The sequence below is a fragment of the Rhodoferax mekongensis genome (genome assembly GCF_032191775.1).
GTDB classification, from domain to species: Bacteria; Pseudomonadota; Gammaproteobacteria; order Burkholderiales; family Burkholderiaceae_C; genus Allorhodoferax; species Allorhodoferax mekongensis.
In genome coordinates, this window is the sequence record NZ_CP132507.1 from 698,057 (window position 1) to 722,184 (window position 24,128).

Sequence of the window (24,128 nt, forward strand, 5' to 3'; positions counted from 1 at the left end):
TTTACAAACGGGTCGCCAGCGTGCGACCGGCACTGTCGATAATGCGCGCTCCATCTTCGAGCCGCTATGCAAACCACTTCCTGGGGCCCCTGGCCCATGCGCATCCTCAAAACCGGCCTGGTGTTGGCAGTGCTGGGTGCCCTGTTTCTGGCCGCTGCGGTCGCGTTTTTCTCGACCCAGCTGCCGGATACATCTTCCCTCTCCAATTACCAACCCAAGCAACCGCTGCGTGTGCTCACGGCCGATGGTGTGGAGGTAGCCGGTTTCGGGACCGAACGCCGGGTCTACAAACCCATTGACCAGATCCCCAAGCTGATGAAAGACAGCCTGCTGGCTGTGGAAGACTCGCGCTTTTACAGCCATGGCGGGTTGGACCCCATCGGCGTGGCGCGGGCCCTGGTGGCCAACCTGACCGGAGGGCGCACCCAGGGCGCGTCCACCATCACCCAACAGGTGGCGCGCACTTTCTTTTTGAGCCGCTCGCGCACGCTGGAGCGCAAGATCAAGGAGGCACTGCTGGCCTACAAAATCGAGTCCCAGCTCAGCAAAGACCAGATTCTGGAGCTCTACATGAACCAGATCTACTTGGGCGCGCGGGCATACGGCTTTGAAGCGGCAGCGCAGGCCTATTTCGGCAAAACGCTGTCTGCGCTCAGTGCGGCCGAGTGCGCCATGCTGGCCGGCCTGCCGCAGAACCCGTACTTTGCCAACCCCATCCAGAATTTCGAGCGCGCACGTACCCGCCAGCTGGTCGCCTTGAGTCGCATGCGATCGGAAGGTGTGATCGACGAAGCGCAGTACCAGGCAGCCAAGGCTGAAAAGCTCGCGGTGCGCAAACGCAATGAGGTGGATGTGCACGCGGAGTACGTGGCCGAGATGGTGCGCCAGCAGGTCTATGCCCAGTTCGGTGAGCTGAGCTACACCACCGGCCTCAACGTCACCACCACTTTGCGTGCTGCGGACCAGCAGGTGGCCTACAAGGCGCTGCGTCACACGCTGGTGGAGCACTCGCTGCGCCAGGTCTGGCGTGGTCCGGAGGGGCAGGAGAACCTCGCTGCCGACTTGAAGGACGAAGATCCGGCCGTAGCCCAGGCGCTCGCCGACTACGACGATGACGAAGACCTGCGCATCGCCATCGTCACCCGTGCCAGTGCCAAGGCGGTCAGCGTGGTGCTGGGCTCGGGTGAGGCGATCACCATTGACGGTACCGGCCTGCGCCCTGCGCAGTCTGGCTTGGGTGACTCTGCAGCTGCCAAGCTGAAGCTGCGCCGCGGCTCGGTGGTGCGGGTGCTGCAACAGGGCAAGGCCTGGAGCTTGGTGCAGTGGCCCGAGGCCGAAGGGGCTTTCGTGTCCATGGATCCGGCCAATGGCGAGATTCGCGCGCTGGTGGGCGGTTTCGACTTTCACCGCAACCAGTTCAACCACGTGACCCAAGGCTGGCGGCAACCGGGTTCCAGCTACAAGCCCTTCATTTACTCCGGAGCCATCGAGAGCGGCATGCAGCCGGAATCCCTGGTGAACGACGCGCCCATGGAAAACGTGGGTGATTGGGCACCCGAAAACGATGACGGCAGCACCGACGGCCCCATCACCTTGCGCCGCGCGCTGGCCCGCTCCAAGAACCTGGTGTCCATCCGCCTGATGCAGCTGCTTTCACCGGTGGGGGCCCGCGAGTGGACCAGCCGCTTCGGTTTCGACCCCGAGCGCCAGCCCGACAACCTGACCCAGGCTTTGGGCACTGGCTCCACCAACCCCCTGCAAATGGCGGGTGCGTATTCGGTGCTGGCCAACGGCGGCTACCGCGTGAACCCGGTGTTGATCCAGAAGATTGCCCGCGCCAGTGGCGAAGTGGTGTTTGAAGCCAAGCCCCAGGTGCTGGACGAGACCGTGCGCGCCGTGCCGCAACGCAATACCTTCATGGTGTCCAGTCTTTTGCAAGAGGTCACCCGCACCGGCACGGCGGCCAAAGCCCAAGCCACCCTCAAGCGCCCGGACTTGTATGGCAAAACAGGTACCACCAATGACGTGGTGGACGCCTGGTTCGCGGGCTACCAACCCGGCCTGGTTGCGGTGGTCTGGGTGGGCTATGACACGCCGCGCAGCCTGGGATCGCGAGCCTCCGGTTCTGCACTCGCCCTGCCGGCATGGATCGACTACATGGCCACCGCACTCAAGAACGTGCCCGTGCAGGAAGTGCAGCCACCAGCAGGCGTGGTCCGCGTTGGTGGAGACTGGCGCTACGAGGAATGGGCCAATGGAGGTTTTCTGGAGAGTATTGGGGTCGATGGCCAAGCCATCTCGCCCGCGCTGGCCGTGCGACCAAGCTCGGAGGGGGTGCAGGGCCCATCGCCATAAACGTGAAATTTTCCACATTTTTGTGGCTGCGTTAGTCCATTCAGCCTACATGTCTTTGGGGCGCCGTTACCTAAAATCGGGCGGAGTCCAGTCCATTTACACAAGGGGAGAGCCATGAAAAAGTTTTTGATAGCAGCCGTAGTCGCCACGGCGTCGTTTGTATCGGCACACGCCGCATCCATCAGCGGTCTGGTGAACACGGGAGGAAGTTTTGCCAGTGGAGCCCAGGATACCAATTACGTGCTCAATGGCAGTTCCTTCGGGTATGTGACCAGCAATGGAACATTTCCTCTGGCCGGCAACTGGATCCCCAACACCAGCACCTCCAAATGGATCACACCCACAGCAAGTCAAGGCCAGTCTTTTGACCCCTCTGCGAACGGCACCTATTCTTGGAAGTTGAGCTTTGACTTGACAGGTTTTGATGCAAACACCGCCAGTTTCTCCGGCCAGTTTGCGGCCGATAACAAGGCTATTGTGAAGCTCAATGGAGTCCAGGTCGGAAGTGCTAACGGGTTCGGCAGTTTCTATTCCTTCGGTGCAAACAGTGGCTTTTCCAGTGGCGCCAACACATTGGAATTTGTGGTGACCAACTTGGCCCAAAACAGCGGCAACCCCACAGGTTTGCGTGTGGAGTTCCTGCAATCCAATGTGACGCCCGTGCCTGAGCCAGAAACCTACGCCATGCTGTTGGCAGGCTTGGGGCTCATGGGTGTGATCAGCCGTCGCCGCATGAAGGGCAAGGCTGCTTAAGTTCCGTATCTGCTAGTCACAAAAAAAGGGAGCCGAGGCTCCCTTTTTTTGTTATTCATAGCCTGCTTCAGCGCGTGCCCACCGCCACCTTGCCGAACACGCTCTGCGCCTCTCGCGGCAGGCAGCGCCAGTAGACGGGGTTGCCTTCCACTTGGCCACCCAATGCGGCGGCGGCGTGCCATCCCCAACGCGGGTTGTAGAGGAAGGCGCGGGCCAGGGCGATCAGGTCGGCATCGCCGGCTTGCAGAATGTCTTCCGCTTGCTGCGGCTCTGTGATCAGTCCTACCGCTGTGGTGAGCATGCCGGATGCTTCGCGGATGCGCTTCGCAAAAGGCACTTGGTAGTTGGCGCCCAGCGCAATTTGTTGCTGTGGCGAAACCCCGCCGCTCGACACGTGAATGAAGTCGCAGCCCAACGCCTTGAGCTGCTGCGCAAACACCGCGCTTTGTTCCACATCCCACGCACCCTCCACCCAATCGCTGGCAGAGATGCGCACACCCAGAACACCGCGGAAGGCGCTTCGCAGTGCGGCAAACACTTCCAAAGGAAAGCGCATGCGGTTTTCCAGGCTGCCCCCGTAGGCATCGGTGCGCTGGTTGGCAATCGGCGACAAAAACTCATGCATCAGGTAACCATGGGCCGCATGGAGTTCGATAGCCTCCACACCCAAACGGGCGCAACGAATCGCAGCCTCTACGAACGCGGCTTTGACGCGCTCCATGCCTTCCCGTGTCAGCTCGACGGGCGGTGGTTCCTGGGGCAACTGGGGAAGTGCTGAAGGACCTACCGGCTCCCACCCGCCCTCTTCACGCGCCAGCAGCTGCCCGCCCTGCCACGGCAGTTTGCTCGACGCTTTGCGGCCCGCGTGCGCGAGTTGGATACATACCGCGGTGTGCGGCGCCAACTTGCGCGCGCGGTGCAGTTTGTCGGCCAAGGCAGCCTCGGTGCGGTCGTCCCACAGCCCGAGACAGGCGGGTGTAATGCGGCCTTCAGGCAACACGCCCGTGGCTTCGATGGTGAATAGGGCGGCACCGCTATTGAGCAGGTTGCCCCAATGCATCAAATGCCAGTCAGTCGCCTCGCCATTCACCGCTTGGTATTGGCACATGGGAGCTACCACAATCCGGTTCGGCAAAACGAGGCCGCCATCGGGCGAGGGGAGGGTGGTGGGGGTGAAGAGGAGGCTCATGGCAAAAGCATAGCCCAAGGGCGCCAAGCGCGTGCGCTGCAGGAGTGTAAGGTCCGCCAAAACCCGCACCGGTAAAATCGCGACAGTTTTACGCTTCCACTCTTTCTTAACCTACCTCCCGGAGTTGCCCTCAATGGCCCCCACCCCCAATACCAAAGACATGGCAAATGCCATCCGCGCACTGTCCATGGACGCTGTGCAACAAGCCAATTCCGGCCACCCCGGCGCCCCCATGGGCATGGCCGACATGGCAGTGGCATTGTGGGGTGAGCACCTCCGTCACAACCCCACCAACCCCCACTGGGCCAACCGCGACCGCTTCATTCTGTCCAACGGCCACGGCTCCATGCTGATCTATGCGCTGCTGCACCTGACCGGCTACAAGCTGCCCATCAACGAACTCAAGAACTTCCGCCAGCTGCACAGCAAAACCGCGGGTCACCCCGAGTTCGGCATTACCCCCGGCGTGGAAACCACCACCGGCCCCTTGGGCCAGGGCATCACCAATGCCGTGGGCTTTGCCTTGGCTGAAAAGCTGCTGGCCAAAGAATTCAACCGAGAAGGCCACACCGTGGTGGACCACCACACCTACGTGTTCATGGGTGACGGCTGCCTGATGGAGGGCATCAGCCACGAAGCCGCCGCACTGGCCGGCGCCTGGAAGCTGGGCAAGCTGATCGCCCTGTACGACGACAACGGCATCTCCATCGACGGCCAAGTCGCTCCCTGGTTCATCGATAACACCGCCCAACGTTTTGTGGCCTACGGCTGGAACGTGATCGGTCCGGTGGACGGCCATGACGTGGCTGCCGTGTCTGCCGCCATTGCACAAGCCAAGGCCGGCACCGACAACCGCCCCACCCTGATCATCAGCAAGACCCACATCGGCAAAGGCAGCCCCAACCGCGCCAACACCTCCAAGGCCCACGGCGAGCCTTTGGGCGCTGAAGAAATCAAGCTCACCCGTGAATCCATCGGCTGGAGCCACGCTCCCTTCGTGATCCCCAAAGAAGTCTATGCAGACTGGGACGCCAAGGAAAAAGGCAAGGCTGCAGAAGCGGCGTGGAACGACAAGTTCGCCGCCTACAAGGCCGCCTTCCCTGAGCTGGCCAAAGAGTTTGTGCGCCGCATGAAGGGCGACCTGCCCAAGAACTTCGTGCAGACCGCCGTGGACACCGTGATCGCTGCCCACCAAAAGGGTGAAACCGTGGCCAGCCGCAAGGCCAGCCAGTTGGCGCTGGAGTCTTTCACCGCTGCATTGCCCGAAATGCTGGGTGGCTCTGCCGACTTGACCGGCTCCAACCTGACCAACACCAAGAGCACGCCCAACCTGCGTTTTGACGCTTTGACCGGCGACGTGGTGACCAACGAAGCCGGCCAGGGTGGCCGCCACATCAACTACGGTGTGCGCGAGTTCGGCATGGCCGCCATCATGAACGGCGTGGCCTTGCACGGTGGTTACATCCCTTACGGCGGCACCTTCCTGACCTTCAGCGACTACAGCCGTAATGCCATCCGCATGGCGGCTTTGATGAAGCTGCGCGTGGTACACGTGTTCACCCACGACTCTATCGGTCTGGGCGAAGACGGCCCGACCCACCAGTCCATTGAGCACGCTGCTAGCCTGCGCCTGATCCCCAACCTGGACGTCTGGCGCCCCGCCGACACGGCCGAAACTGCCGTGGCGTGGACCGTCGCTTTGCAAAACAAGGCCAAGCCTACTGCGCTGCTCTTGAGCCGCCAGAACATCGCTTACGCCGCCAAGTGCGACTCCGCTGCCGCCCCTGATGCCTCCGGCATCGACTCCATCAGCAAGGGCGCCTACGTGTTGTCCGAGCCGTCCGATGTGGGCCTCAAGAAGAAGACCCAGGCCGTCATCATCGCCACCGGTTCCGAAGTGCAGCTGGCCATTGCTGCGCAAAAGGTGTTGGCCGAGCGCAAGATCGCGGTGCGCGTGGTCTCCATGCCTTCCACCACCACCTTCGACCTGCAAAGCACTGAGTACAAGACCAGCGTGCTGCCAGCCGGCGTGCCCCGCATTGCGGTGGAAATGGGTTCTACTGGTGGTTGGTGGAAGTACGGCACTGCGGCCGTTGTCGGTCTGGATACGTACGGTGAATCCGCTCCCGCTCCAGTATTGTTCAAGCACTTCGGCTTCACGCCTGAGAACGTGGCAGACACCGTGCAAGCCGCATTGACCCGCAAAGTTTGAGTCGGCTCAAGCGGCGCGTATTTCTGGATGAAAAGCGCCGCTTACCAAGTGGTTACACCCGCTTATAGTTTCTAGTTGATTTTTATTGAGGTATCCCATGGCAATCAAAGTAGGTATCAATGGTTTCGGTCGCATCGGCCGTATGGTGTTCCGCGCAGCGGTGCAAAACTTCAACGACATCGAGATCGTCGGCATCAACGACTTGTTGGAGCCTGACTACCTGGCCTACATGCTGCAGTACGACAGCGTGCATGGCCGCTTCAAGGGCGAAGTGTCTGTCGACAACGGCGTCCTGATCGTCAACGGCAAGAAGATCCGCCTGACCCAGGAGCGCGATCCTGCGAACCTGAAGTGGTCTGAGGTCGGCGCCGACATCGTGGTCGAATCCACCGGCCTGTTCTTGACCAAGGAAACCGCACAAAAGCACATCGACGCAGGCGCCAAGAAGGTCATCCTGTCCGCTCCTTCCAAAGACGACACCCCCATGTTCGTGTTTGGTGTGAACGACAAGACCTATGCCGGCCAAGCCATCATCTCCAACGCGTCTTGCACCACCAATTGCCTGGCCCCCTTGGCCAAGGTGATCAACGACAAGTTCGGCATCAAGCGCGGCCTGATGACCACCGTGCACGCAGCCACTGCCACCCAAAAGACCGTGGACGGCCCGTCCAACAAAGACTGGCGCGGCGGCCGCGGCATTCTGGAAAACATCATTCCTTCCAGCACTGGCGCAGCCAAGGCCGTGGGCGTGGTGATTCCTGAGCTGAACAAGAAGCTGACCGGCATGGCTTTCCGCGTGCCTACCAGCGATGTGTCCGTGGTCGACTTGACTGTCGAGCTGAACACCTCTGCCACCATTGCCGAAATCAACGCAGAGTTGAAGGCGCAATCCGAAGGCGCCTTGAAGGGCGTGTTGGGTTACACCGAAGACAAAGTGGTTGCTACCGACTTCCGTGGTGACAGCCGCACCTCCATCTACGACGCAGAAGCCTCCATCGCTTTGGACGGCACTTTCGTCAAGTTGGTGAGCTGGTACGACAACGAATGGGGCTACTCCAACAAAGTGTTGGAAATGGCTCGTGTCGTTTCGAAGTAAGGCATCTCTCTCGCCCAAGCAAAACGCGCCCTCGGGCGCGTTTTTTTTATGGGTCTGCGAGTAGTGTCTCAATCGCACTCCGCGCGCAGCGCCTGCAAATCCAGCAGCTCAATACAGCCGCGCTGCACGTGCAACACGCCACGGGCCTTGAAATCGCGCAGGATCTGGTTGGTGGTCTGGCGTGACACACCGATCATCAAGGCCAGTTGTTCCTGGGTGACGGCCAGCACGCGCAAGGTGCGGTCGCTTTCTGTGGCCTGGCCGTAACTCAGGGCCATGGTCAGCAGGCGCCGTGCGAGGCGCTGGGGCGCAGGCAACACAGTTTGTTCCTCCATGCTCACAAAGGCCAGGCGCAGCTTGTCTGCCATCAGCACGGCCAAGTCACGCCAATGCGCTGGATGCTGGGCGAGCCATGCCAGCAGCTCATCGTGGGGAACATGGAGCAGCGTGCACGGCTCAGCCGCATGGGCGTCATGGGTGCGGGCCGAGCCGTCAAACACCGAAATTTCCCCGAACCACTGGGGCGGCGAGAGCAGCACCAACACAGCCTCACGCGCCCCGTCTCCCTCGCCACTGTGCCCGGAGATGCGGATGGTGCCGCGCACCACGGCATAGAGACCGCAGGGCGCGGCGTCCCGCAGGAACAGCTTTTCGCCGGCCTGCAGATGGCGTACACGGGCCATGTCCAGCAAGCCTTGGGTAAAGTCCGGCGGCAGCTGCGCAAACCAGCGACCGCTGCGCAGCATGGGCAAATGACTGGATATGTCGGGCATGGCTTGCGGATTAGGGCTTTCACTAGGTGGACGGTGATGTGTCGGCTACTTGACAGACGGCAAGCATACCTGCACCCATGATCCGCCCAGAGCCAAGGAGACAAACATGAAAACCCTCACCGACCACCTGACCCAATACGCCGCTTATCACCAGGACGGGCGCAACGTTGCCACCCACTTTGTAGGAATCCCCATGATCGTGCTGGCGGTCACCATGCTGCTGTCGCGCCCCCAGTGGGCCGCTGCGGGTTTGCACCTCAGCCCGGCCGTTCTGGTGGCGCTGGCTTCTACCTGGTTCTATACGCGGCTGGATGCGCGCTTCGGTGTCGTCATGGCGGTCTTGTTGGCCGCTGCGCTGGCGGCCAGCCAGTGGTTTGCCGCGCAGAGCACCAGCGTCTGGCTGGGTTGGGGTATCGGCTTGTTTGTGGTGGGGTGGGCCTTCCAGTTTGTGGGCCACTACTTCGAGGGCAAAAAGCCCGCCTTTGTGGATGATCTGATCGGCCTGCTGGTGGGACCCCTGTTTCTGGTGGCCGAGGTGGCCTTCCATCTGAACATGCGCACGGATGTGCGCGATGAAATCCGCCGTCGTCTGGGCGACGTATCCGCTTCTGGCGGCGTGACGGCATGAGCTTTACCGCTGCGCTGCCTACCTTGCTGTTGCTGGCGCTTGCGCTGGTCATGTTCGGCTTGGGCCTGTCATTGACTGTGCAGGACTTTGCCCGCCTGCGTGAGCATCCCCGTGCAGTACTGCTGGCGCTCGCGTTGCAGATGCTGGTGCTGCCGGCCGTCGCTGTGCTTTTGATTGTGCTTTGGCATGTGCCGCCCATTTATGCCGTGGGCCTGATGCTCTTGGCAGCTTCGCCCGGCGGCGTCTCTGCCAACCTGTTCAGTCACTTGTTCGGTGGCAACGTGGCCATGAACATTTCGCTCACTGCGATCAATACGGTGCTCTCCATCGTTAGCCTGCCGCTCATTGCCAACTGGGCCATCGCCACTTATTTGCAGAGCGGGCAGGTTGTGCCCCTGCAGTTCGGCAAGGTGCTGGAGGTGGTCGGTGTGGTGATGGTTCCGGTACTCATCGGCATGGTGGTACGCCAGCGCAAGCCCGAGTTCAGTGAGCGCATGGGCTCGCCCATGAAGGCGTTCAGCGCGGTAGTGCTGTCGGCTTTCTCCTTGATTGCCATCGTCAAAGAATGGAGCGCACTGACGGCTTCCATCGACAGCCTGGGTCCGGTAGTCCTCGTCTTCAACCTTGCCAGTCTGCTGGTGGGCTACTACCTCTCGCGCGCTGCGGGTCTTGCCAAACCGCTGGCCACGGCCGTGAGTTTCGAGATTGGCATCCACAACTCCACTCTGGCCATCTTCGTGGCGTTATCGGTCTTGGGCAACATGCAGCTGGGCTTGCCTGCGGCCGTGTACTCGGTGAGCATGTACCTGACGGCTACGCTGTTCGGTTTTCTGGTGTTGCGTCGCTCGGCGCGGGAAAGCGTGTGATGTGGTCCTTTGCTTTCCATAGGCTGGTACCCGGTCTGCTGTCCTTGTCTCTGGCGTCTGGCGCTTTTGCACAAGCTACCGCGGCGCACGGGGGGGTAACCGTAGACGGAGTGGTCTTCGACAAAGAGGTCCAGGTGGCGGGCTCGACGCTGCGGCTCAATGGTGCAGGCTTGCGTACCAAGTTTGTTTTCAAGGTCTATGCCGCTGGTTTGTATTTGGCTACCCCCGCCAGAACCCCCGCAGACATTTATGCGGCCAAGGGGCCCAAGCGCCTGAAAGTAAGCTTTGTCCGCGAGACCGATGCCACCACTTTGGGCAAAACCATGTCTCAGGTCATGAGTGACAACCTCCCGCGGGAGCAGTTCGGCAAATGCATACCCGGCCTCGTCAAGCTCGGTGAGCTTTTCTCCGAGAAGAAGAAAATGGGTGTGGGAGAAATGTTCACCGTGGACGAGATACCGGCCAAAGCGACGGTCATCAGCATCAACAACAAAGTGGTGGCCGAGATTTCCGAGCCGGAGTTTTTTGCTTGTCTCATGTACAACTATTTCGGTGAGCGCCCGGCGGATGCCAATCTCAAGGCGGCCTTGTTGGGCGGTACCTGACTCTTGGGAGGCGGTTAAGCTCCCCGCATGCAAACCGGCGTCATCTATGCGGCCCTGGCCTACCTGGCTTGGGGCCTTTTCCCCATTTATTTCAAACAGCTCTCGGCCATCCCCGCCTTGGAGGTAGTGATGCACCGCACCGTCTGGTGCATGGTCTTGCTGCTGGCCGTGTTGGCCGTGCGCAGTCAGTGGGCCTGGCTGGGCGCGGTGTGGCGCACGCCCAAGGTCATGGGCGCATTTGCCCTCTCGGCGGTGCTCCTGGGGATCAATTGGCTGGTGTACGTGTGGGCTGTACAAAACGGCCATGTGTTGGACGCCAGCCTCGGCTATTTCATTCTCCCGCTGGTCAACGTGGGGCTGGGTTTTGTGTTCCTGCACGAACGCCCTCGCCCCGGGCAATGGCTGGCCGTCGCGGTAGCCGCTGCCGGTGTGCTTTGGTTGGCCTTGCTCTCGGGCCATGTGCCATGGGTGGCATTGGTGCTGGCCGTCACCTTCGGGTTCTACGGCCTGCTACGCAAAGTGGGCGCACTGGGCGCGCTGGAAGGGTTGACGCTGGAGACCCTGGTGCTCGCGCCATTTGCTGGGGGCTTGTTGCTGTGGTGGGGTCTGCACGGGCAGGGTGCATTGGTGCAGGGTAGCGCGACAGACATCGGCTGGCTGCTGTTGGCCGGGCCCTTTACGGCGGTGCCATTGCTGCTGTTTGCCGCCGGCGCGCGCCGCGTGTCCATGGCGACCTTGGGGCTCTTGCAATACATCTCGCCCAGCTTGCAACTGCTGATCGGTGTGTGGCTGTATGGTGAGCCGTTTGCTTCGGCACGGGCCATCGGTTTTTGCCTGATATGGGCAGCGCTGGTGGTGTACACCGTAGAGGGCTGGTGGTTCAGCCGTCGCAGCGCACGGAGCGCTCAGTAGCCTTCGCGGTACGCCGCGCGCCACTGCCTGCGAATGTGCTCGGTGAGCGGGCTTTCCATATTCAAGAGAGCGGCACTTTCCAGCAGCACTGCAATCACTTTGGGCTCTGGCGAAAAGTGCAGGGTTTGCAGGGACGCTGCGTACAGCGCCTCTGCCGTTTCAGACGTCACCGGCGTGGTGGTCACATAAGCAAACTGCACCTCCCCACGGAAGATGACCGAGTCGCGCACCTTGTTCAGCGTGTCCTCACGCCACATGTCTGCGCGGAGTGCGGGTGGCATATAGAGCTGGCTCACGCGCCAATAGTCCCAACCGGTGTAGGCGGTCGCGGTGATCAACAAGCCGGCCATCCCGCTGGCCAGTACCGGCAGCACGGACCATCGCAAAAGTCGGCGCCCGCACAACATGCCTACCGCCAGGACCGCAGCCACCTGAAACGGGGCGTACCACAGCGGGTACTCCAGCAGGCTGTGCACCGCCAGCACCAGCAGCACACCCCAGGCCAGCTGGCGGGTGGCAGAGGCCTCCCGCCAGGGACGAGCCCGCAATGTCAAGACCAGAGCCGTACCGCACAGCATGACGGCGGCCGGTACGCCAAGCGTGACGGCAAGATGCAAGGGCAGGTTGTGTGCGTTGTCCAGAATGTCGTTGAAGCGTTCACCCGCATAAGGTTGCATGAAGTGGGCAAATTTCAGTTCACCCCACCCCCAGCCCAGCCAAGGTTTCTCGCGTATCAGCTCCAGCACATTGGCCCACAGAACGGTGCGGCTTTGGGACCCGGCATCCTCGCCAAAGCGGTCCAGGGCATTTACGGGCACCACGCCGGTTTGCATATGCAACAGCAATGGCAGCACGATATTGGCCGCCAGAATCAGGCCCAGTGCCAGCACGCTCCATCGCAGCAGGGGGCGCTGGCCGTGCGTCTCCCACACCAGCGCCAGTCCGGCAATCAGCAGCCATTGCACGGCCCCAGTGCGCGAGCTGCTGGCGGCATTGCCTGCAGCAAGCAGCAGCACTCCAACAGCAATCAGCCACTGCCGCAGTCTGTGTGCCGGGTGCAGGTCGCGTTTTGTCGGCCACTGCGCCATGAACAACAGGCTCAGCAGCCCGATGGAGGTGAGTGACGCAAACTGGTTCCGCTGCCTCAGGTTGGCAAACGCATTGCCAGCAGTGGTGCGGGTGATCCATTCGGTGAGCCCGCCTTCTACGGCCCCAAAGTACTGCAGCAGAGCCATGATCGAGCTCAGTAGCGCGGCCACCAGCCATGCGACGGCGACGGTGCGCACCAGTTGGTGCAGCGAGAGCCAAGGTCCACCTATCGCCCAAAGGAGCAAAAAGCCCGATGCACATGCCCCCGCAATCAGCCGCTGCATCATGTCCGGGTTGGGTCCCCAGCTGAAAGGATGCACCCACGGAAAGGCCACGCACAGCGCCAGCAGGGTCGCCAGACACCATCGCGGATAGGCCTTGTCCCGGACGTGCATCTCAGGCTTTGTTGAACAGCGGGTGCAGCGTGCTGTGCTTGCCGTCGAACACTTCGTGCCCTTCGTCGATCTGCACCGTAATGCCCAGCGGCTTGTTTGCGAGTACGTCAGCCAGGTAGCTGCCGACCGTGGCTTTGAGGGCCTCCCCCATCTGCTGGTGCACCACCGGGCTGCGGCCTTTGGCCATGCGCAGGTTCATGTACAAAAAGCCGTAGTCGCCCTTGCTGTCTGCCACGGCGCTGTGGGCAGCAGGGTAGGCCAGCACGCGCGTGCCGCCGGTGGGGAAGACCTGTTTGCCGCTCTCGTCGCGTTGGGCGAGCATGGTGTCGCACAGGCTGCGGCACAGGCCGGACATGTCGGCTTCGCGGTCCAGGTTGGCGGTGTACAAAATGACCAAATGGGGCATGGCGTCTCCCTGTGTTATGAAAGAAATTAGACTCTGGCGCCCGTGAAACTTGCGCTGGCAGCTATCAAAATCATAGTGCAAGAGCGGTCTGTGCGTCGTGGCTCTCCAGTAGCGCCCGCAATGCCAGATGGGCTGGTGTATCCAGGTGCGGAGGTAGCTGGTGCTTGGCCTGCAGGTAATGGTGGGTGTAAACGTCCAGCCAGGCTTCAAGCGCCTGCGCAGCGCGGGTCTCGCCGGCCAGTTCCAGGCAGAGTGCGCCCACTTCACTGGTGCAGAAATGGTCTTCACGGCGCGAGCGGCGCAGGCGGTAGCGTGAGATCTGCTCAGGCTGCAGGCTGAGCACCGGAAAGCGGTCCAGGTAAGGGCTCTTGCGGAACATCTTGCGGGCTTCGGGCCAGGTGGCATCCAGCAGCACAAACAAAGGTCTTTTGCCGGTGGGCAAGTCCTGCGCAGCAGGCAGCGAGTTCACCACCCGGCCCGGTGCCACAAACTCGCCGGGAAACACCACATACGGCTGCCATTGCGGGTCGGCCAGCAGGACCAGCAGCGCGGGATCTACCTCCGTACGGGCCCAGCCGAAGGCCCAGGTGTCGGGCACCACATCGGCAATAAGCCAGCCCGTGTTGCTGGGCTTGAGGGCTTCAATATCCGCCATGATGAGACACACCCCTGCGTTTGCCGGCAGTTGCGGGCGCAGCTTGCAAATGCAGTGGGCGGGGTTGATGCGGCAGCCGGGGCAGCGCTCGCCCTTCATGCCCCCACGGGCCAGAAAGGGCTTGCTGCTGCGCGCCAGCCGCTCGGCCCGCAGGCGCGACACGGCGTGCGGCAGCGCCGGGCTGTGCGTCACAGGCCCACTTTCACCGCGTGTTCTCTCGCGTACTTTGCTGCTTGCGGGCTCACCGTGCCCAAGCACAGGTAGTGCGCATCGTCCGCACCCATGGCCTCCTTGTGGGCGACCAGCGCCTCCAGTGCCTCGACGCCATGGGTTGCCGCCTTGTAGCGCTTGGCGGCGACCAGCGTTACCCGCCCGGCTTTCTCCAGTCGGAAATCCGCTGCACCCGTGGACGGGCCTTGGGCCGCCAGACGCGTCACCGCATAGCCCTGCCGTGCAAACCGGGTCTCCAACTCTTGTGAGAACTCGCGCCAGGACAAGGCTGCCAGTCGCGCCATTTCAGCTTCAACCGCGGCGGCTGAGGGCTTGTTCCATTGCCTTTTGAGCGCGATCCCTGCGGTCACCAGAAAGGGGAAGGACCCGATGGCGCCAAACACCACCACATCCTTGGGCAGCAGTGCCGCGCTGACCGCGCAGATCACAACCACCAGCGCCACGCTATACCACCACGGATTGCGCAACAAAATCGCAAACAGTGAGTTGGGAGCCATTTTGAGTTTCATTTTCTTAACTCGTGAGGAAGCGATGGATGAAGAGCACGACCTTAGCGTCGCGGCAGCGACCAGCCCGCCCGCTGGTTGAATTTGTTGTTCTCGTAATCCCAGATGGAGCCGCAGCGGTCGCAGCGGTAACGGGTCACCGTGACGGAACGGCCGTCCCGGTCTTCTTTGCGGTTGTCCCCTTGCACCAGTTCGGCGTGTCCTGGGGCGCGCCGCCAATCGCGCTGAATGCCGCGGCAGGGTTCGCACAATGCGGCTTCACGGGCTTTCGCGGCGATTTCGTAGTTATCGGACATGTTGGGGTTTCTCTGGCAGCGCCGTCGGTGGGAAAGGGCGTGATTGTCGCAGCCCCGTTGGAGTATCCGGTTTTGCGGGCCGACAAGCGCAGTGATCGCAGGGTTTTCATTTGCTCCGCGCGGAGCAGTTTGATTGTGCTATGCTGCGCCCATGTTGTGCCATTTCTGCTCCTCTTCACCCCGCGCCCCGGCGCGCGAGGCAGACCTGCGCAACCCCATTACCACCATTAGCACCACGGCCACCTGAGTCGTGCAGGTGGCCGTTCCGGCTGCCACCTGGTGTTTCCTCCGCAGAAGAACCCGGCCCCGGCAGCAGGGTCTGCAACTGTTCCGGAGACACCCATGTACCAAGACCACTTCAACCTTTCCGCTGGCAGCCCTGCCGGTCGCGCAGCCCCTGCAGCGCCTGCGCCCTTGCGCGTAGGCCTCTTGGGGCTGGGCACAGTAGGCGGCGGCACTCTGGCCGTCTTGCTGCGTAATGCGGAGTTGATTGCCGCGCGCGCCGGCCGCCGCATCGAGGTGCGCCTGGTGGCCGTGCGCAACCTGCCCCGCGCGGCCGCCACGCTTGCGCAACTGCTGGGCGAATCGAGCAGCGCGCGCGTGCAGCTCACCGACGACACCCAGGCCCTGATCCACAACCCCGAGGTGGATGTCGTAGTCGAGGTCATGGGCGGCACCACGCTGGCCCGCACCCTGGTGCTGCAGGCCATTGCCAACGGCAAGCACGTGGTCACCGCGAACAAGGCGTTGCTGGCCGAGCACGGTAGTGAGATCTTTGCCGCAGCCCAGGCGCGCGGCGTGGTCGTGGCTTATGAAGGCGCGGTGGCGGTGAGCATCCCCATCATCAAAGCGTTGCGCGAAGGGCTCACCGCCAACCGCATCGAGTGGGTGGCGGGCATCATCAACGGCACCACCAACTTCATCCTCTCCGCCATGCGCGAGCGCGGCCTCAGCTTTGCCACGGCGCTGGCCGAGGCCCAAGCCCTGGGCTACGCAGAGGCCGATCCCGCCTTCGACGTGCAAGGCATCGACGCTGCCCACAAGCTCACCCTGCTGGCTGCTAACGCCTTTGGTGTGCCGCCGCAGTTGGCCGATGTGCAGGTGCACGGCATTACCGGTCTGGACGCGGCAGACGTGGCCTTTGCCGAGCGCTGGGGCTACCGTGTGAAGCTGCTGGGCATTGCCAAGCGGCGTGGCAACGCGCTGGAGCTGCGCGTGCACCCCACGCTCTTGCCCACAGACCACCTGCTGGCCCAGGTGCACGGCAGCATGAATGCGGTCATGGTCAAGAGCGATGCAGCGGGCATCACCCTGTACTACGGCGCTGGTGCGGGGGCTGAGCCAACCGGCTCAGCCGTCATTGCCGATCTGGTGGACCTGACCCGCAGCGCCAGCTTGCCGCCGGCGCAACGTGTGCCCGCGCTCGGTTTTCAGAGCGGTGCACTGTCGGCCATGCCGGTGGTGGCGGCTGACGATGTGCAAAACGCCTTCTATGTGCGGCTGGACCTGAGCCGCCCGGATGCCACCCTGCCGCGCGTACTGCAAGCGCTGGCTCTGGCTGGTGTGCAGGTGCAGCGCATGGAGGTACTGCCCCACCCGGCTGATGCGGTGCAACCCTGCCTGGTGCTGCTCACCCAGCCACTGGCTTTGCGCGAGCTACGTCCCGCCTTGCAAGCGGTTGAGGCCTGGCCCGAAGTGCTGGGTTATGCGAATGTGCTGCGGGTGGAAAGCTTGGTTTAGGCATTAAACAGGCTGCTGGCGCCCGTTGAATATGCGCAGGCAGCTCCTGAAACCATAGCGGATAGCAGGCTCAGCAGGGGCTTCAAGCCTCGCTGCCCAGCCCATTCAGCTGCGCTTGCACGCTGTGAAGCATGCGGTTCAGTTGCGCGCTGTCTTCCGGGCTCAGGTGCCCCATCAGGTCTTGGGCCACTTGCGCTTCCAACGCGCTGAACCAGGCGCTGCGCGTTGCCCCCTCTGGTGTCAGGTACAGGCGCCAGACCCGGCGGTCGCGCTCGTCGGTGTTGCGGGTGAGCAGGCCGTGGTCTTCCAAGTCGCGGATCAGGCGCGCCATCTGGCCCTTGTCGCGGCCCAGCGCCTGCACCAGGGCTTGCTGTGGTGCACCGGGCTGCTGTTGACACAGGCACAGCGCGTGCATGTGCAAGGGCCCCAGGCCCGCCAAGGTGGTGTCCTGCATGCGCGCCTTGAGCAACTGCTGCGCCTGCCCGGAGATCGTCATCAGCGCCACAAAGCCGGAAACGGCGGGATCGTCCACAAGGCTGGAAGAGGAGTTGGAAGCGGCCATAGGATTGGATGGTTGACAAGTTCAACCAATATTTTCTATAATGTTGATATTGTCAACTATTAACAAATCCATGCCAACACCCGTATTCAAAAAACTCTTCCCCGGCATCCTCATCCTGCCCGCCGTGGCCCTGTTGCTCAGCGCCTTCATGACTTGGGCCAACGCCCACGCCGGTACGCCATTTCTGCCCACCTGGGCGCGCAACTTCGCCACCAGCATCGTCTTTCTGCCCGTGATCCTGATGGGCATGGTTCAGATCGAAATGTTGCTGGCCCGCATAGCTCCCCAGCTGCGGGGCAACATGCTCAAGCTGGTGGTGTCCCTGTTGGGCGCTATGTTCATTGAGAGCTTGTTGGCTGCAGTCATCGCCGTCATCAGCAACCCGCTGGACGCCAGCTGGTTCGGCTTCTGGTGGCGCGCCTTCAGCCGCTCGCTGCCCGTCGGCCTGCTGGTGGGCCTGTTCATGGGCTTCTACATGAAGCCCAAAATCGAAGAGATGAAAGCCCGCGCTGCCGCAGCAGCCTGACCGGCCGGGCTGCCGGCGCCAATACCCCCACGCTGCCCTCAGTCGTGTGAACTGCCCACAATACCGCGCAACACACACGAAGGAGCAAGCATGGGAACCATGGTCACATTCACCCGCCCTGATGGCAAAACCGTACAGGGCTACCTGGCCGAACCAACAGCGTCACAGTCAACCAGCAACGCACCTGCCGTCGTTGTCATTCAGGAGTGGTGGGGCCTGAACGACCAGATCAAAGGCGTGGCCGACCGCCTGGCCACCGCCGGCTACCAAGCCCTGGTGCCTGACCTCTACCGCGGCAAAGCCACCGTCGAGGCAGAAGAAGCCCACCACCTCATGACCGGTCTGGACTTCGGCGACGCCGCCAGCCAGGACATACGCGGTGCGGTGCAGTTTCTCAAAGCCCGCGCATCCAAGGTCGGCCTCACCGGCTTTTGCATGGGCGGCGCGCTCACCCTGCTGGGTGCTACGCAAGCTCCTGAGCTGGATGCCGTAGCCGTCTGGTACGGCTGCCCGCCGCTGGACTACATCGACGCCAGCAAAATCAAAACGCCCCTGCTCGGCCACTGGGCCACGCAAGACGAGTTCTTCAAGATCGATGTGGTCGATGGCCTGGAAGCCAAGCTCACCGCCGCTGGCGTGGGCTACGAGTTCCATCGCTACCTGGCCCACCACGCCTTCGCCAACGAAACCGCCGTCGGCCCACACCGCACTCCTGCCACGCAGTACGACCCCGTGTGGGCCCAACAAGCGTGGGACCGTACCCTGCGCTTCTTCGGCAAGCACTTGGGCTGAATCTCACGCAGGCCTCTGACAAGGCCTGTGCGAGGCATGCCCTTAGTGGGCTTAGCTCTTCACCACCTTGGCCAGCTGCCCAACGAGCTCGGGCATCCGCTCCACCGGCACCTGCGCGTAGCCCAGCAAAAAGCCGCGCCAAGGCTGCACGCGTTGGCCCACAGCTTGGGGACTCAGGGCGGGGGCGACCACGCCCATTGAGAGGAGTTGCTTGCTCATGGCGGCGTCGTCCGCTTGGGGGTTGCGCAGGCGCAAGGCCAGGTGCATGCCGGCCGAGCCACCGTACACATCGGCCACGTCGCCCAGTTGCTGCTCCAGCGCGGCCACCAGCGCATCGCGCCGCTGGCGGTAGAGGCGGCGCATGCGCCGAAGGTGCAGGCTGAACTGCCCGCTCTGCATAAACTCGGCCAGCGCCAGTTGGTCCGCCGCGCGCCCGCGTGGCGCAGTGCGGGCCAAAAGGGCACTCAGTGGCTCCACCAGCGCAGCCGGCACCACCACAAAGCCCAGCCGCAACGCCGGGAACATGGTCTTGCTGAAGGTACCCAGGTAGAGCACCGGCGCATCCACCTCCAGGCCCTGCATGCACGAGAGCGGCGGCCCGTCATGGCGGAACTCGCTGTCGTAATCGTCTTCAATGATCAGCGCCTGCGCAGCCCGCGCGTTGGCTATCAGGTCCAACCGCCGCTGCAAGCTCAGTACGCTGCCCGTGGGGTACTGGTGCGAGGGCGTCACGTAAATCAGTTTGGGCGGGTGGCGCTGCCAGTCGGCGGCAGTGGGTGCCATGCCCTCGCCATCCACCACGATGCCTACCGGCCTGAGCTGCGCAGCCTTGAAGGCGGCCAACGCGCCCAGGTAGCCGGGGCTCTCTATCCACACCTTGTCGCCCGCATCGGCAAAGGCCTGGGCGCACAGGTCCAGGCTGTTTTGTGTGCCATCGGTAATGAACACCTGGCTCGCATCCAGCCGCGCGCCACGGGCCACACGCAGGTGGTTGGCAATGGCCTCGCGCAGCGCAGGCTCGCCGGTGTGGGGCGCGTAGTTCAGTTGCTCGGTGCGCAGGCTCTTCCAGGCGCGGTCCAGCAGGCGCCGCCACAGAGTGGCCGGAAATTCCTTGAGTGCGGGCACGCCGGGTGCAAAGGCAGCCGGCGTCTCCGGTGCATCGCGCGTGGGCACAGCCAGAGCGCGGCGCGACAGGCCCACGCGCAGCGGCGTGGCCGCAGGCGCAGGCAGGGCAGTTCGGGCAGCGGCACCAGCCACCACGGTGCCACGCCGGTCGGGCAGCACAAAGCCCTCAGTAGCCAGCTGGTCGTAGGCGTAGAGCACGGTGTTGCGCGACACTCCCAGGTCGTGGGCCAACGTGCGCGTGGCCGGCAAGCGCGCGCCGCTACCCAACGTACCGCTGCGGATGGCACTGCGCAAACACTCGTGCAACTGCCGCTGGCGCGACCAGCGGGCATGCGCCGGCACAGCGGTGTAGGTGGAGAACAGCAGTTGGTAGTCCACAGCAGGCCCTTCTATTTGTGGCACCAAAAAATAGTGCGGTTGTGGATCTTAATTTGGAACCATAAAAAATCTACATTGCGTCCACCAATTGCTCACTATCAACCAACACAGCATGACCGCACCCACCCACCTGCCCGCCCCACCCAGCGACCGCACCCGCATCCGCCGCATTGCCGAAAACGCTGATTACCACCGAAGCACCCTGCACGCCGTGCTGGACGCAGCCTATGTGTGCCAAATCGCGTTTGTGGACGACAAGGGCACCCACTGCATCCCCACCGCCTGCTGGCGCGAGGGCGAGCACCTCTACATCCACGGCTCCAACGGCGGGCGGCTCATCAAGCTGCTGGCCAAGGGCACGCAAGCCTGCGTGACGGTGACACATATCGACGGCCTGGTGCTCGCGCGCTCGGCGTTCAACCATTCGATGAACTACCGCTCGGCCATGGTGTACGGCCAGTTTGAAAAGGTGAACGACAAGGCCTCCGCGCTGGACACCTTCATGCGCCACCTGGCCCCCGGCCGCGAGCAGCAAGCACGCCCCGGCAGCGCCAAAGAGCTGGCCGCCACCACGGTGATGCGTATCAGCCTAGAAGAGGCAGCCTGCAAAGTGCGCAGCGGTGGCCCGAATGACGACGCTGAAGATATGAACCTGCCGGTGTGGGCCGGCGTGCTGCCCATGCGCAGCCAACGCATGGCGCCGGTGCCCGACGCGCTGAGCAGCGCGCCCGCACCGGACTACGTGCAACACTGGGCAAACTAGACTTTAGGAGCCAAATAGGCTGCTAGCGCACGTGGAATATGCGCCAGCAGCTACAAAAACAGTCGCGTTTACACCTTGGGCGGGCGGTACAAGGCGCAGAGCTTGTGGCCGTCCGGGTCGCGCAGGTAGGCCAGGTAGAGCTTGCCGACCGAGCCCTCGCGCCAGCCGGGCGGGTCTTCGCAGGTGGTGCCGCCGTTGGCAATGCCTGCAGCGTGAAACGCATCGGCTTGCTCGGGGGACGCCATGGTGAAGCCAATGGTGCCACCGTTGGCGGCGGTGGCTGGTTGGCCATTCAGTGGCTGGGTAATGCCGAAGCTGCCGGTGGGCGTGCGGTAGAAGTAGCGGTCCACCACGCCGTTGTTGTTGTGGATGCCGGGCTTGATGCCCAAGGTGCCCAAGACGGCGTCGTAAAAGCGCTTGGATGCATCGATGTCGTTCACACCGACCATGACATGACTGAACATGGGGACTCCTCGTTGTTAGAGCCGCCATGGTAGATCGCCAGGGCAGGCGCGCTTGTCAATTCAGCGACGGATCGCTGCGCAGTCGCTCAACAGCCAAGTCGATAAAAGCCCGCACCCGCTGTGCGGCTTGTCGCCCCTCGCGGTGCACCACATGGATGGGGACCGGTTCGGGCTCATAGTCAGCCAGCACGGTTTTGAGCTTGCGCGCACGCAAGTCCTCCGCGACCTGGTACGACAGCCTGCGCGTCAGCCCGAATCCATCCACCACCGCAGCAATGGCGGAGTCGTTGGTGGTAGTGCTCATGCGCGGCTGAAGGCGAATGGAGAGCGGAGCCCCGTCTTGCAGAAAACGCCACTCCAGATGGGGCGCCAGACTGCTGGTGGAGACGATGGCGTGCCGGTGCAAATCATCCGGAGTGAGCGGAATGCCGTGTTCCTTGAGGTATGCCGGTGACGCACACACCACCCGACGCACCTGGCCCACGCGAATGGCCTGCATGCTGGAGTCTGGCAACTCGCCGATGCGGATGGCCACGTCCAGCCCTTCGTCCACCATGTTCACCACACGGTCCAGGAACATGCAGGACGCGTTCACCTCCGGATAGCGCTCCAAGTATTCACGCACGATGGGCGTCACAAACTTGCATCCGAACAACACCGGTGCAGTGATGGTCAGCCGCCCCCGCGGCGCGCGGTGCTGGCCGGTGACGGAATCGTCCGCCTCCGCCATTTCCGCCAGGATGCGCCGGCAGTCCTGCACATAGCGTTCGCCCGCATCCGTCACCCGCACTGTTCGGGTAGTGCGCGTCAGCAGGCGCAAGCCCAGGTGGGCTTCCAGCTCGTTCACCGCCCGCGTGACGGCAGGCGGCGAAATGGCCAGTTTGCGCGCTGCCCCGGCAAAGCCTTGGGCGTCCACCACGGCCACCAGCACATTCATCAGGTGAAAGCGGTCCATATTGTTCCAGTTAGTGGAAGAGTGAATTCAACATCAAGCGGATTCTATTTCTTTGGCAGTCTAAATACAGTTCATCCATTCGCTGACCACTGCGTGTTTGCAGCGCAGCGAAGCCGGGCGATCTGCCCTTAACCCTTGAAGGAAAACACCATGTCCCGTATCAGCATCCCCACCGTCGAACAATCTGTCGAAGCTTCCAAGCCCCTGCTGGCTGCTGTGCACAAGTCCCTCGGTGTCACGCCCAACCTGATGAAGCTCGTGGGCCACAGCCCCGCCGCGCTGGAGGGCTACTTGTCTCTCAATGGCGCGGTAGGCAAAGGCAAGCTGACAGCACAGCTGCGTGAACGCATTGCGCTCGCCGTGGCTGAATTCAACGGCTGTGACTACTGCCTCTCTGCGCACGACTACCTGGGTGCCAACGTCGCCAAACTCAGCCGTGCCGAGCTCAATGCCGCCCGCGACGGCCACTCCGAAGACGCCCAGGTGGAAGCCGCCCTGCGCTTCGCACTGCAAGTGGCCCAAGCCCGAGGCCGCGTGTCTGACGCCCAGTTGGCTGCCGTGCGTTTGGCTGGCTTTGACGAAGCCGCCATCATCGAGATCGTGGTCAATGTGTCACTCAACGTGCTGACCAACTACGTCAACAACGTGGCCGAGACGGACATCGACTTCCCGCAAGTCCATGCCAAGCTGGCTGCCTGATAGCGCAAAGAACGGAGGTACCCATGTCCACTCCCGAAACACCCCGGCCACCGCTGCCTCCGTTCGATGCCGAGTCCGCGGCTCTCAAAGTCCGGCTCGCTGAAGACGGCTGGAACAGCCAGGACCCCGCGCGCGTGGCGCTGGCCTACACGCCTGACAGCGTGTGGCGCAACCGCAGCGAATTTCTACAGGGCCGCGAACAGATCACCGCTTTTCTGACCCTCAAATGGCGCCGCGAGTTGGACTACCGCCTAGTCAAAGAGTTGTGGGCTTTTGCGGGCAACCGCATCGCTGTGCGCTTTGCCTACGAATGGCACGACGCACAAGGTCAGTGGTTCCGCAGCTACGGCAACGAAAACTGGGAATTCAACCCGCAAGGCCTGATGCAACGCCGCATTGCCAGCATCAATGACCTGCCCATTGCCGAGGCTGACCGCAAGCTCCGCTGGAGCGGCGCGCGCCGGCCGGATGACTACCCCTCGCTCAGCGAGCTTGGCCTGTAAGGAGCCCCCATGTCCGCCAACCGCACCTACATCAGTGACGTTGCCTTTACCCCCGCGGTCAAAGCCATCCAGGCCCGCAAAGGCTCCCGCCACGGCTATGCCCGCATGGAGCAAGCGGGTGGCTGGCAGGCCACCATCAGCGATGAACTGGCCGACTTTATTGCCGCGCAAACCAGCGTCTTTCTGGCAACCGTGAACGCCCAAGGCCAGCCCTACATCCAACACCGGGGTGGCCCGGCGGGTTTTCTCAAAGTGCTGGACGCGCACACCATCGCGTTTGTGGACTTTGCCGGCAACAAGCAATACATCAGCAGTGGCAATCTGTCAGAGAACCCCAAGGCGCATCTGTTTTTGATGGACTACGCCCACCGCCAGCGCATCAAGATCTGGGGCGAGGCGCGGGTGGTGGAGGGTGACGACGCACTCATAGCCCGCCTCATGCCCGAAGGCTACGCGGCGCGGCCCGAGCAAGTCATCCTCTTTACCGTAGCCGCGTGGGATTCCAACTGCCCGCAGCACATTCCGGTGCGCTTTGAGGCAGCCGACGTTGCCGCCGCGCTGGACGCCCGCGATGCGCGCATCAAGGCATTGGAGCTGGAAGTGCAAACTTTGCGCGCGAGGGAAGCGGGGTAAAGGGCTAAGCGGGGGTAAGCG

General features: G+C 62.7%; 26 protein-coding genes. 15 read left to right on the forward strand and 11 right to left on the reverse strand.

The genetic code is table 11. The annotated features are described in order from the left end of the window. The first annotated feature begins 66 nt into the window (after nt 1-66). Together RAN89_RS03405 and RAN89_RS03410 are read left to right on the forward strand one after the other, a co-directional pair. Nucleotides 67-2,355, forward strand: coding sequence for a penicillin-binding protein 1A (locus tag RAN89_RS03405; protein ID WP_313868254.1), 2,289 nt, complete (start codon nt 67-69; stop codon nt 2,353-2,355). A gap of 114 nt (nt 2,356-2,469) precedes the next feature. Continuing rightward, the gene (locus tag RAN89_RS03410) at nt 2,470-3,108 is read left to right on the forward strand and encodes a PEP-CTERM sorting domain-containing protein (RefSeq protein WP_313868255.1); all 639 of its coding nucleotides are present in this window, start codon (nt 2,470-2,472) and stop codon (nt 3,106-3,108) included. Between the two features lie 67 nt (nt 3,109-3,175). Here the strand turns inward: RAN89_RS03410 and RAN89_RS03415 are convergent, their stop codons facing one another. Further along, on the reverse strand, nt 3,176-4,297 hold the full coding sequence (locus RAN89_RS03415) for an NADH:flavin oxidoreductase/NADH oxidase (protein WP_313868256.1): 1,122 nt from the start codon (nt 4,295-4,297) through the stop codon (nt 3,176-3,178). 133 nt (nt 4,298-4,430) lie between these two features. On the opposite strand from RAN89_RS03415, the gene tkt reads away from it, so the two are divergent. Then, nucleotides 4,431-6,509, forward strand: a complete 2,079-nt coding sequence (gene tkt / locus RAN89_RS03420; RefSeq protein ID WP_313868257.1) for a transketolase — start codon at nt 4,431-4,433, stop codon at nt 6,507-6,509. A gap of 97 nt (nt 6,510-6,606) precedes the next feature. Further along, a complete protein-coding gene (gap, locus tag RAN89_RS03425; RefSeq protein WP_313868258.1) occupies nt 6,607-7,605 on the forward strand; it encodes a type I glyceraldehyde-3-phosphate dehydrogenase in 999 nt (332 codons plus the stop codon). A gap of 68 nt (nt 7,606-7,673) precedes the next feature. On the opposite strand, the gene RAN89_RS03430 is transcribed toward gap, so the two are convergent. Next, the gene (locus RAN89_RS03430) at nt 7,674-8,378 is read right to left on the reverse strand and encodes a Crp/Fnr family transcriptional regulator (RefSeq protein WP_313868259.1); all 705 of its coding nucleotides are present in this window, start codon (nt 8,376-8,378) and stop codon (nt 7,674-7,676) included. 106 nt (nt 8,379-8,484) lie between these two features. Between RAN89_RS03430 and RAN89_RS03435 the strand changes: the two genes are divergently transcribed. Genes RAN89_RS03435 through rarD form a run of 4 tightly spaced genes read left to right on the forward strand, consistent with a single transcriptional unit; the run spans nt 8,485 to nt 11,389 of the window. Next, nucleotides 8,485-9,006 carry an Mpo1 family 2-hydroxy fatty acid dioxygenase gene (locus RAN89_RS03435; protein WP_313868260.1) on the forward strand — a complete coding sequence of 174 codons (522 nt, stop codon included), beginning with the start codon at nt 8,485-8,487 and terminating at the stop codon, nt 9,004-9,006. Continuing rightward, nucleotides 9,003-9,872: a bile acid:sodium symporter family protein gene (locus RAN89_RS03440; RefSeq protein WP_313868261.1), complete on the forward strand. Its 870-nt coding sequence runs from the start codon at nt 9,003-9,005 to the stop codon at nt 9,870-9,872. The genes RAN89_RS03435 and RAN89_RS03440 overlap by 4 nt, the downstream gene beginning before the upstream one ends. Then, nucleotides 9,872-10,477 (forward strand): chalcone isomerase family protein, encoded by a 606-nt coding sequence (locus RAN89_RS03445; protein WP_313868262.1) that lies wholly within the window; start codon nt 9,872-9,874, stop codon nt 10,475-10,477. The genes RAN89_RS03440 and RAN89_RS03445 overlap by 1 nt, the downstream gene beginning before the upstream one ends. 27 nt (nt 10,478-10,504) lie before the next feature. Continuing rightward, on the forward strand, nt 10,505-11,389 hold the full coding sequence (gene rarD, locus RAN89_RS03450) for an EamA family transporter RarD (RefSeq protein ID WP_313868263.1): 885 nt from the start codon (nt 10,505-10,507) through the stop codon (nt 11,387-11,389). Here the strand turns inward: rarD and RAN89_RS03455 are convergent. From RAN89_RS03455 to RAN89_RS03475, 5 genes are all read right to left on the reverse strand, one after another. Continuing rightward, nucleotides 11,383-12,873, reverse strand: coding sequence for a PglL family O-oligosaccharyltransferase (locus RAN89_RS03455; protein WP_313868264.1), 1,491 nt, complete (start codon nt 12,871-12,873; stop codon nt 11,383-11,385). The genes rarD and RAN89_RS03455 overlap by 7 nt on opposite strands. A 1-nt stretch (nt 12,874) precedes the next feature. Then, complete coding sequence (locus tag RAN89_RS03460) at nt 12,875-13,279, reverse strand: 5-carboxymethyl-2-hydroxymuconate isomerase (protein ID WP_313868265.1); 405 nt, start codon at nt 13,277-13,279, stop codon at nt 12,875-12,877. 70 nt (nt 13,280-13,349) lie between these two features. Next, entirely contained in the window at nt 13,350-14,126 is a 777-nt protein-coding gene (locus RAN89_RS03465) for a tRNA-uridine aminocarboxypropyltransferase (RefSeq protein ID WP_313868266.1), read from the reverse strand. Next, a complete protein-coding gene (locus RAN89_RS03470) occupies nt 14,123-14,674 on the reverse strand; it encodes a restriction endonuclease (RefSeq protein WP_313868267.1) in 552 nt (183 codons plus the stop codon). Before RAN89_RS03470 ends, RAN89_RS03465 begins: the two co-directional genes overlap by 4 nt. Nucleotides 14,675-14,715: 41 nt before the next feature. Beyond that, the gene (locus RAN89_RS03475; protein WP_313868268.1) at nt 14,716-14,967 is read right to left on the reverse strand and encodes a hypothetical protein; all 252 of its coding nucleotides are present in this window, start codon (nt 14,965-14,967) and stop codon (nt 14,716-14,718) included. Nucleotides 14,968-15,309: 342 nt separating this feature from the next. On the opposite strand from RAN89_RS03475, the gene RAN89_RS03480 reads away from it, so the two are divergent. Continuing rightward, nucleotides 15,310-16,707 (forward strand): homoserine dehydrogenase, encoded by a 1,398-nt coding sequence (locus RAN89_RS03480; RefSeq protein ID WP_313868269.1) that lies wholly within the window; start codon nt 15,310-15,312, stop codon nt 16,705-16,707. 82 nt (nt 16,708-16,789) lie between these two features. Here RAN89_RS03480 and RAN89_RS03485 read toward each other — a convergent pair whose 3' ends face one another. Then, complete coding sequence (locus tag RAN89_RS03485) at nt 16,790-17,269, reverse strand: MarR family winged helix-turn-helix transcriptional regulator (protein ID WP_313868270.1); 480 nt, start codon at nt 17,267-17,269, stop codon at nt 16,790-16,792. A 70-nt stretch (nt 17,270-17,339) separates the two neighbouring features. Between RAN89_RS03485 and RAN89_RS03490 the strand changes: the two genes are divergently transcribed. Both RAN89_RS03490 and RAN89_RS03495 read left to right on the forward strand, forming a co-directional pair. Further along, a complete protein-coding gene (locus RAN89_RS03490; protein WP_313868271.1) occupies nt 17,340-17,795 on the forward strand; it encodes a hypothetical protein in 456 nt (151 codons plus the stop codon). Nucleotides 17,796-17,885: 90 nt separating this feature from the next. Continuing rightward, complete coding sequence (locus tag RAN89_RS03495; protein WP_313868272.1) at nt 17,886-18,587, forward strand: dienelactone hydrolase family protein; 702 nt, start codon at nt 17,886-17,888, stop codon at nt 18,585-18,587. 51 nt (nt 18,588-18,638) lie between these two features. Here RAN89_RS03495 and pdxR read toward each other — a convergent pair whose 3' ends face one another. Next, nucleotides 18,639-20,090 carry a MocR-like pyridoxine biosynthesis transcription factor PdxR gene (gene pdxR / locus RAN89_RS03500; protein ID WP_313868273.1) on the reverse strand — a complete coding sequence of 484 codons (1,452 nt, stop codon included), beginning with the start codon at nt 20,088-20,090 and terminating at the stop codon, nt 18,639-18,641. A 112-nt stretch (nt 20,091-20,202) separates the two neighbouring features. Here pdxR and RAN89_RS03505 point away from each other — a divergent pair, with 112 nt between their 5' ends. Beyond that, nucleotides 20,203-20,853, forward strand: a complete 651-nt coding sequence (locus tag RAN89_RS03505; RefSeq protein WP_313868274.1) for a pyridoxamine 5'-phosphate oxidase family protein — start codon at nt 20,203-20,205, stop codon at nt 20,851-20,853. A gap of 68 nt (nt 20,854-20,921) precedes the next feature. On the opposite strand, the gene RAN89_RS03510 is transcribed toward RAN89_RS03505, so the two are convergent. Together RAN89_RS03510 and RAN89_RS03515 are read right to left on the reverse strand one after the other, a co-directional pair. Beyond that, nucleotides 20,922-21,317 carry a VOC family protein gene (locus RAN89_RS03510; RefSeq protein WP_313868275.1) on the reverse strand — a complete coding sequence of 132 codons (396 nt, stop codon included), beginning with the start codon at nt 21,315-21,317 and terminating at the stop codon, nt 20,922-20,924. 55 nt (nt 21,318-21,372) lie between these two features. After that, nucleotides 21,373-22,272: a LysR family transcriptional regulator gene (locus tag RAN89_RS03515; RefSeq protein WP_313868276.1), complete on the reverse strand. Its 900-nt coding sequence runs from the start codon at nt 22,270-22,272 to the stop codon at nt 21,373-21,375. Between the two features lie 150 nt (nt 22,273-22,422). Between RAN89_RS03515 and RAN89_RS03520 the strand changes: the two genes are divergently transcribed. The 3 genes from RAN89_RS03520 to RAN89_RS03530 are packed head-to-tail and all read left to right on the forward strand — an operon-like array spanning nt 22,423 to nt 24,107. After that, a complete protein-coding gene (locus RAN89_RS03520; RefSeq protein ID WP_313868277.1) occupies nt 22,423-22,971 on the forward strand; it encodes a carboxymuconolactone decarboxylase family protein in 549 nt (182 codons plus the stop codon). Between the two features lie 23 nt (nt 22,972-22,994). Next, nucleotides 22,995-23,474, forward strand: coding sequence for a nuclear transport factor 2 family protein (locus RAN89_RS03525; RefSeq protein WP_313868278.1), 480 nt, complete (start codon nt 22,995-22,997; stop codon nt 23,472-23,474). Nucleotides 23,475-23,483: 9 nt separating this feature from the next. Continuing rightward, nucleotides 23,484-24,107: a pyridoxamine 5'-phosphate oxidase family protein gene (locus tag RAN89_RS03530; RefSeq protein WP_313868279.1), complete on the forward strand. Its 624-nt coding sequence runs from the start codon at nt 23,484-23,486 to the stop codon at nt 24,105-24,107. The last annotated feature ends 21 nt before the right edge of the window (nt 24,108-24,128 follow it).

Excerpts from the sequence above, each read along its gene's own strand:
- RAN89_RS03470 (WP_313868267.1), bottom strand. The coding sequence starts at position 14,674 with ATGAAACTCAAAATGGCTCCCAACTCACTGTTTGCGATTTTGTTGCGC.
- rarD (WP_313868263.1), top strand. The coding sequence starts at position 10,505 with ATGCAAACCGGCGTCATCTATGCGGCCCTGGCCTACCTGGCTTGGGGC.
- RAN89_RS03480 (WP_313868269.1), top strand. The coding sequence starts at position 15,310 with ATGTACCAAGACCACTTCAACCTTTCCGCTGGCAGCCCTGCCGGTCGC.
- RAN89_RS03525 (WP_313868278.1), top strand. The coding sequence starts at position 22,995 with ATGTCCACTCCCGAAACACCCCGGCCACCGCTGCCTCCGTTCGATGCC.
- RAN89_RS03520 (WP_313868277.1), top strand. The coding sequence starts at position 22,423 with ATGTCCCGTATCAGCATCCCCACCGTCGAACAATCTGTCGAAGCTTCC.
- RAN89_RS03405 (WP_313868254.1), top strand. The coding sequence starts at position 67 with ATGCAAACCACTTCCTGGGGCCCCTGGCCCATGCGCATCCTCAAAACC.
- RAN89_RS03490 (WP_313868271.1), top strand. The coding sequence starts at position 17,340 with ATGCCAACACCCGTATTCAAAAAACTCTTCCCCGGCATCCTCATCCTG.
- gap (WP_313868258.1), top strand. The coding sequence starts at position 6,607 with ATGGCAATCAAAGTAGGTATCAATGGTTTCGGTCGCATCGGCCGTATG.
- RAN89_RS03485 (WP_313868270.1), bottom strand. The coding sequence starts at position 17,269 with ATGGCCGCTTCCAACTCCTCTTCCAGCCTTGTGGACGATCCCGCCGTT.
- RAN89_RS03530 (WP_313868279.1), top strand. The coding sequence starts at position 23,484 with ATGTCCGCCAACCGCACCTACATCAGTGACGTTGCCTTTACCCCCGCG.
- RAN89_RS03515 (WP_313868276.1), bottom strand. The coding sequence starts at position 22,272 with ATGGACCGCTTTCACCTGATGAATGTGCTGGTGGCCGTGGTGGACGCC.
- RAN89_RS03415 (WP_313868256.1), bottom strand. The coding sequence starts at position 4,297 with ATGAGCCTCCTCTTCACCCCCACCACCCTCCCCTCGCCCGATGGCGGC.
- RAN89_RS03435 (WP_313868260.1), top strand. The coding sequence starts at position 8,485 with ATGAAAACCCTCACCGACCACCTGACCCAATACGCCGCTTATCACCAG.
- RAN89_RS03475 (WP_313868268.1), bottom strand. The coding sequence starts at position 14,967 with ATGTCCGATAACTACGAAATCGCCGCGAAAGCCCGTGAAGCCGCATTG.
- RAN89_RS03505 (WP_313868274.1), top strand. The coding sequence starts at position 20,203 with ATGACCGCACCCACCCACCTGCCCGCCCCACCCAGCGACCGCACCCGC.
- RAN89_RS03440 (WP_313868261.1), top strand. The coding sequence starts at position 9,003 with ATGAGCTTTACCGCTGCGCTGCCTACCTTGCTGTTGCTGGCGCTTGCG.
- RAN89_RS03455 (WP_313868264.1), bottom strand. The coding sequence starts at position 12,873 with ATGCACGTCCGGGACAAGGCCTATCCGCGATGGTGTCTGGCGACCCTG.
- tkt (WP_313868257.1), top strand. The coding sequence starts at position 4,431 with ATGGCCCCCACCCCCAATACCAAAGACATGGCAAATGCCATCCGCGCA.
- RAN89_RS03445 (WP_313868262.1), top strand. The coding sequence starts at position 9,872 with ATGTGGTCCTTTGCTTTCCATAGGCTGGTACCCGGTCTGCTGTCCTTG.
- RAN89_RS03460 (WP_313868265.1), bottom strand. The coding sequence starts at position 13,279 with ATGCCCCATTTGGTCATTTTGTACACCGCCAACCTGGACCGCGAAGCC.
- RAN89_RS03410 (WP_313868255.1), top strand. The coding sequence starts at position 2,470 with ATGAAAAAGTTTTTGATAGCAGCCGTAGTCGCCACGGCGTCGTTTGTA.
- RAN89_RS03495 (WP_313868272.1), top strand. The coding sequence starts at position 17,886 with ATGGGAACCATGGTCACATTCACCCGCCCTGATGGCAAAACCGTACAG.
- RAN89_RS03430 (WP_313868259.1), bottom strand. The coding sequence starts at position 8,378 with ATGCCCGACATATCCAGTCATTTGCCCATGCTGCGCAGCGGTCGCTGG.
- RAN89_RS03510 (WP_313868275.1), bottom strand. The coding sequence starts at position 21,317 with ATGTTCAGTCATGTCATGGTCGGTGTGAACGACATCGATGCATCCAAG.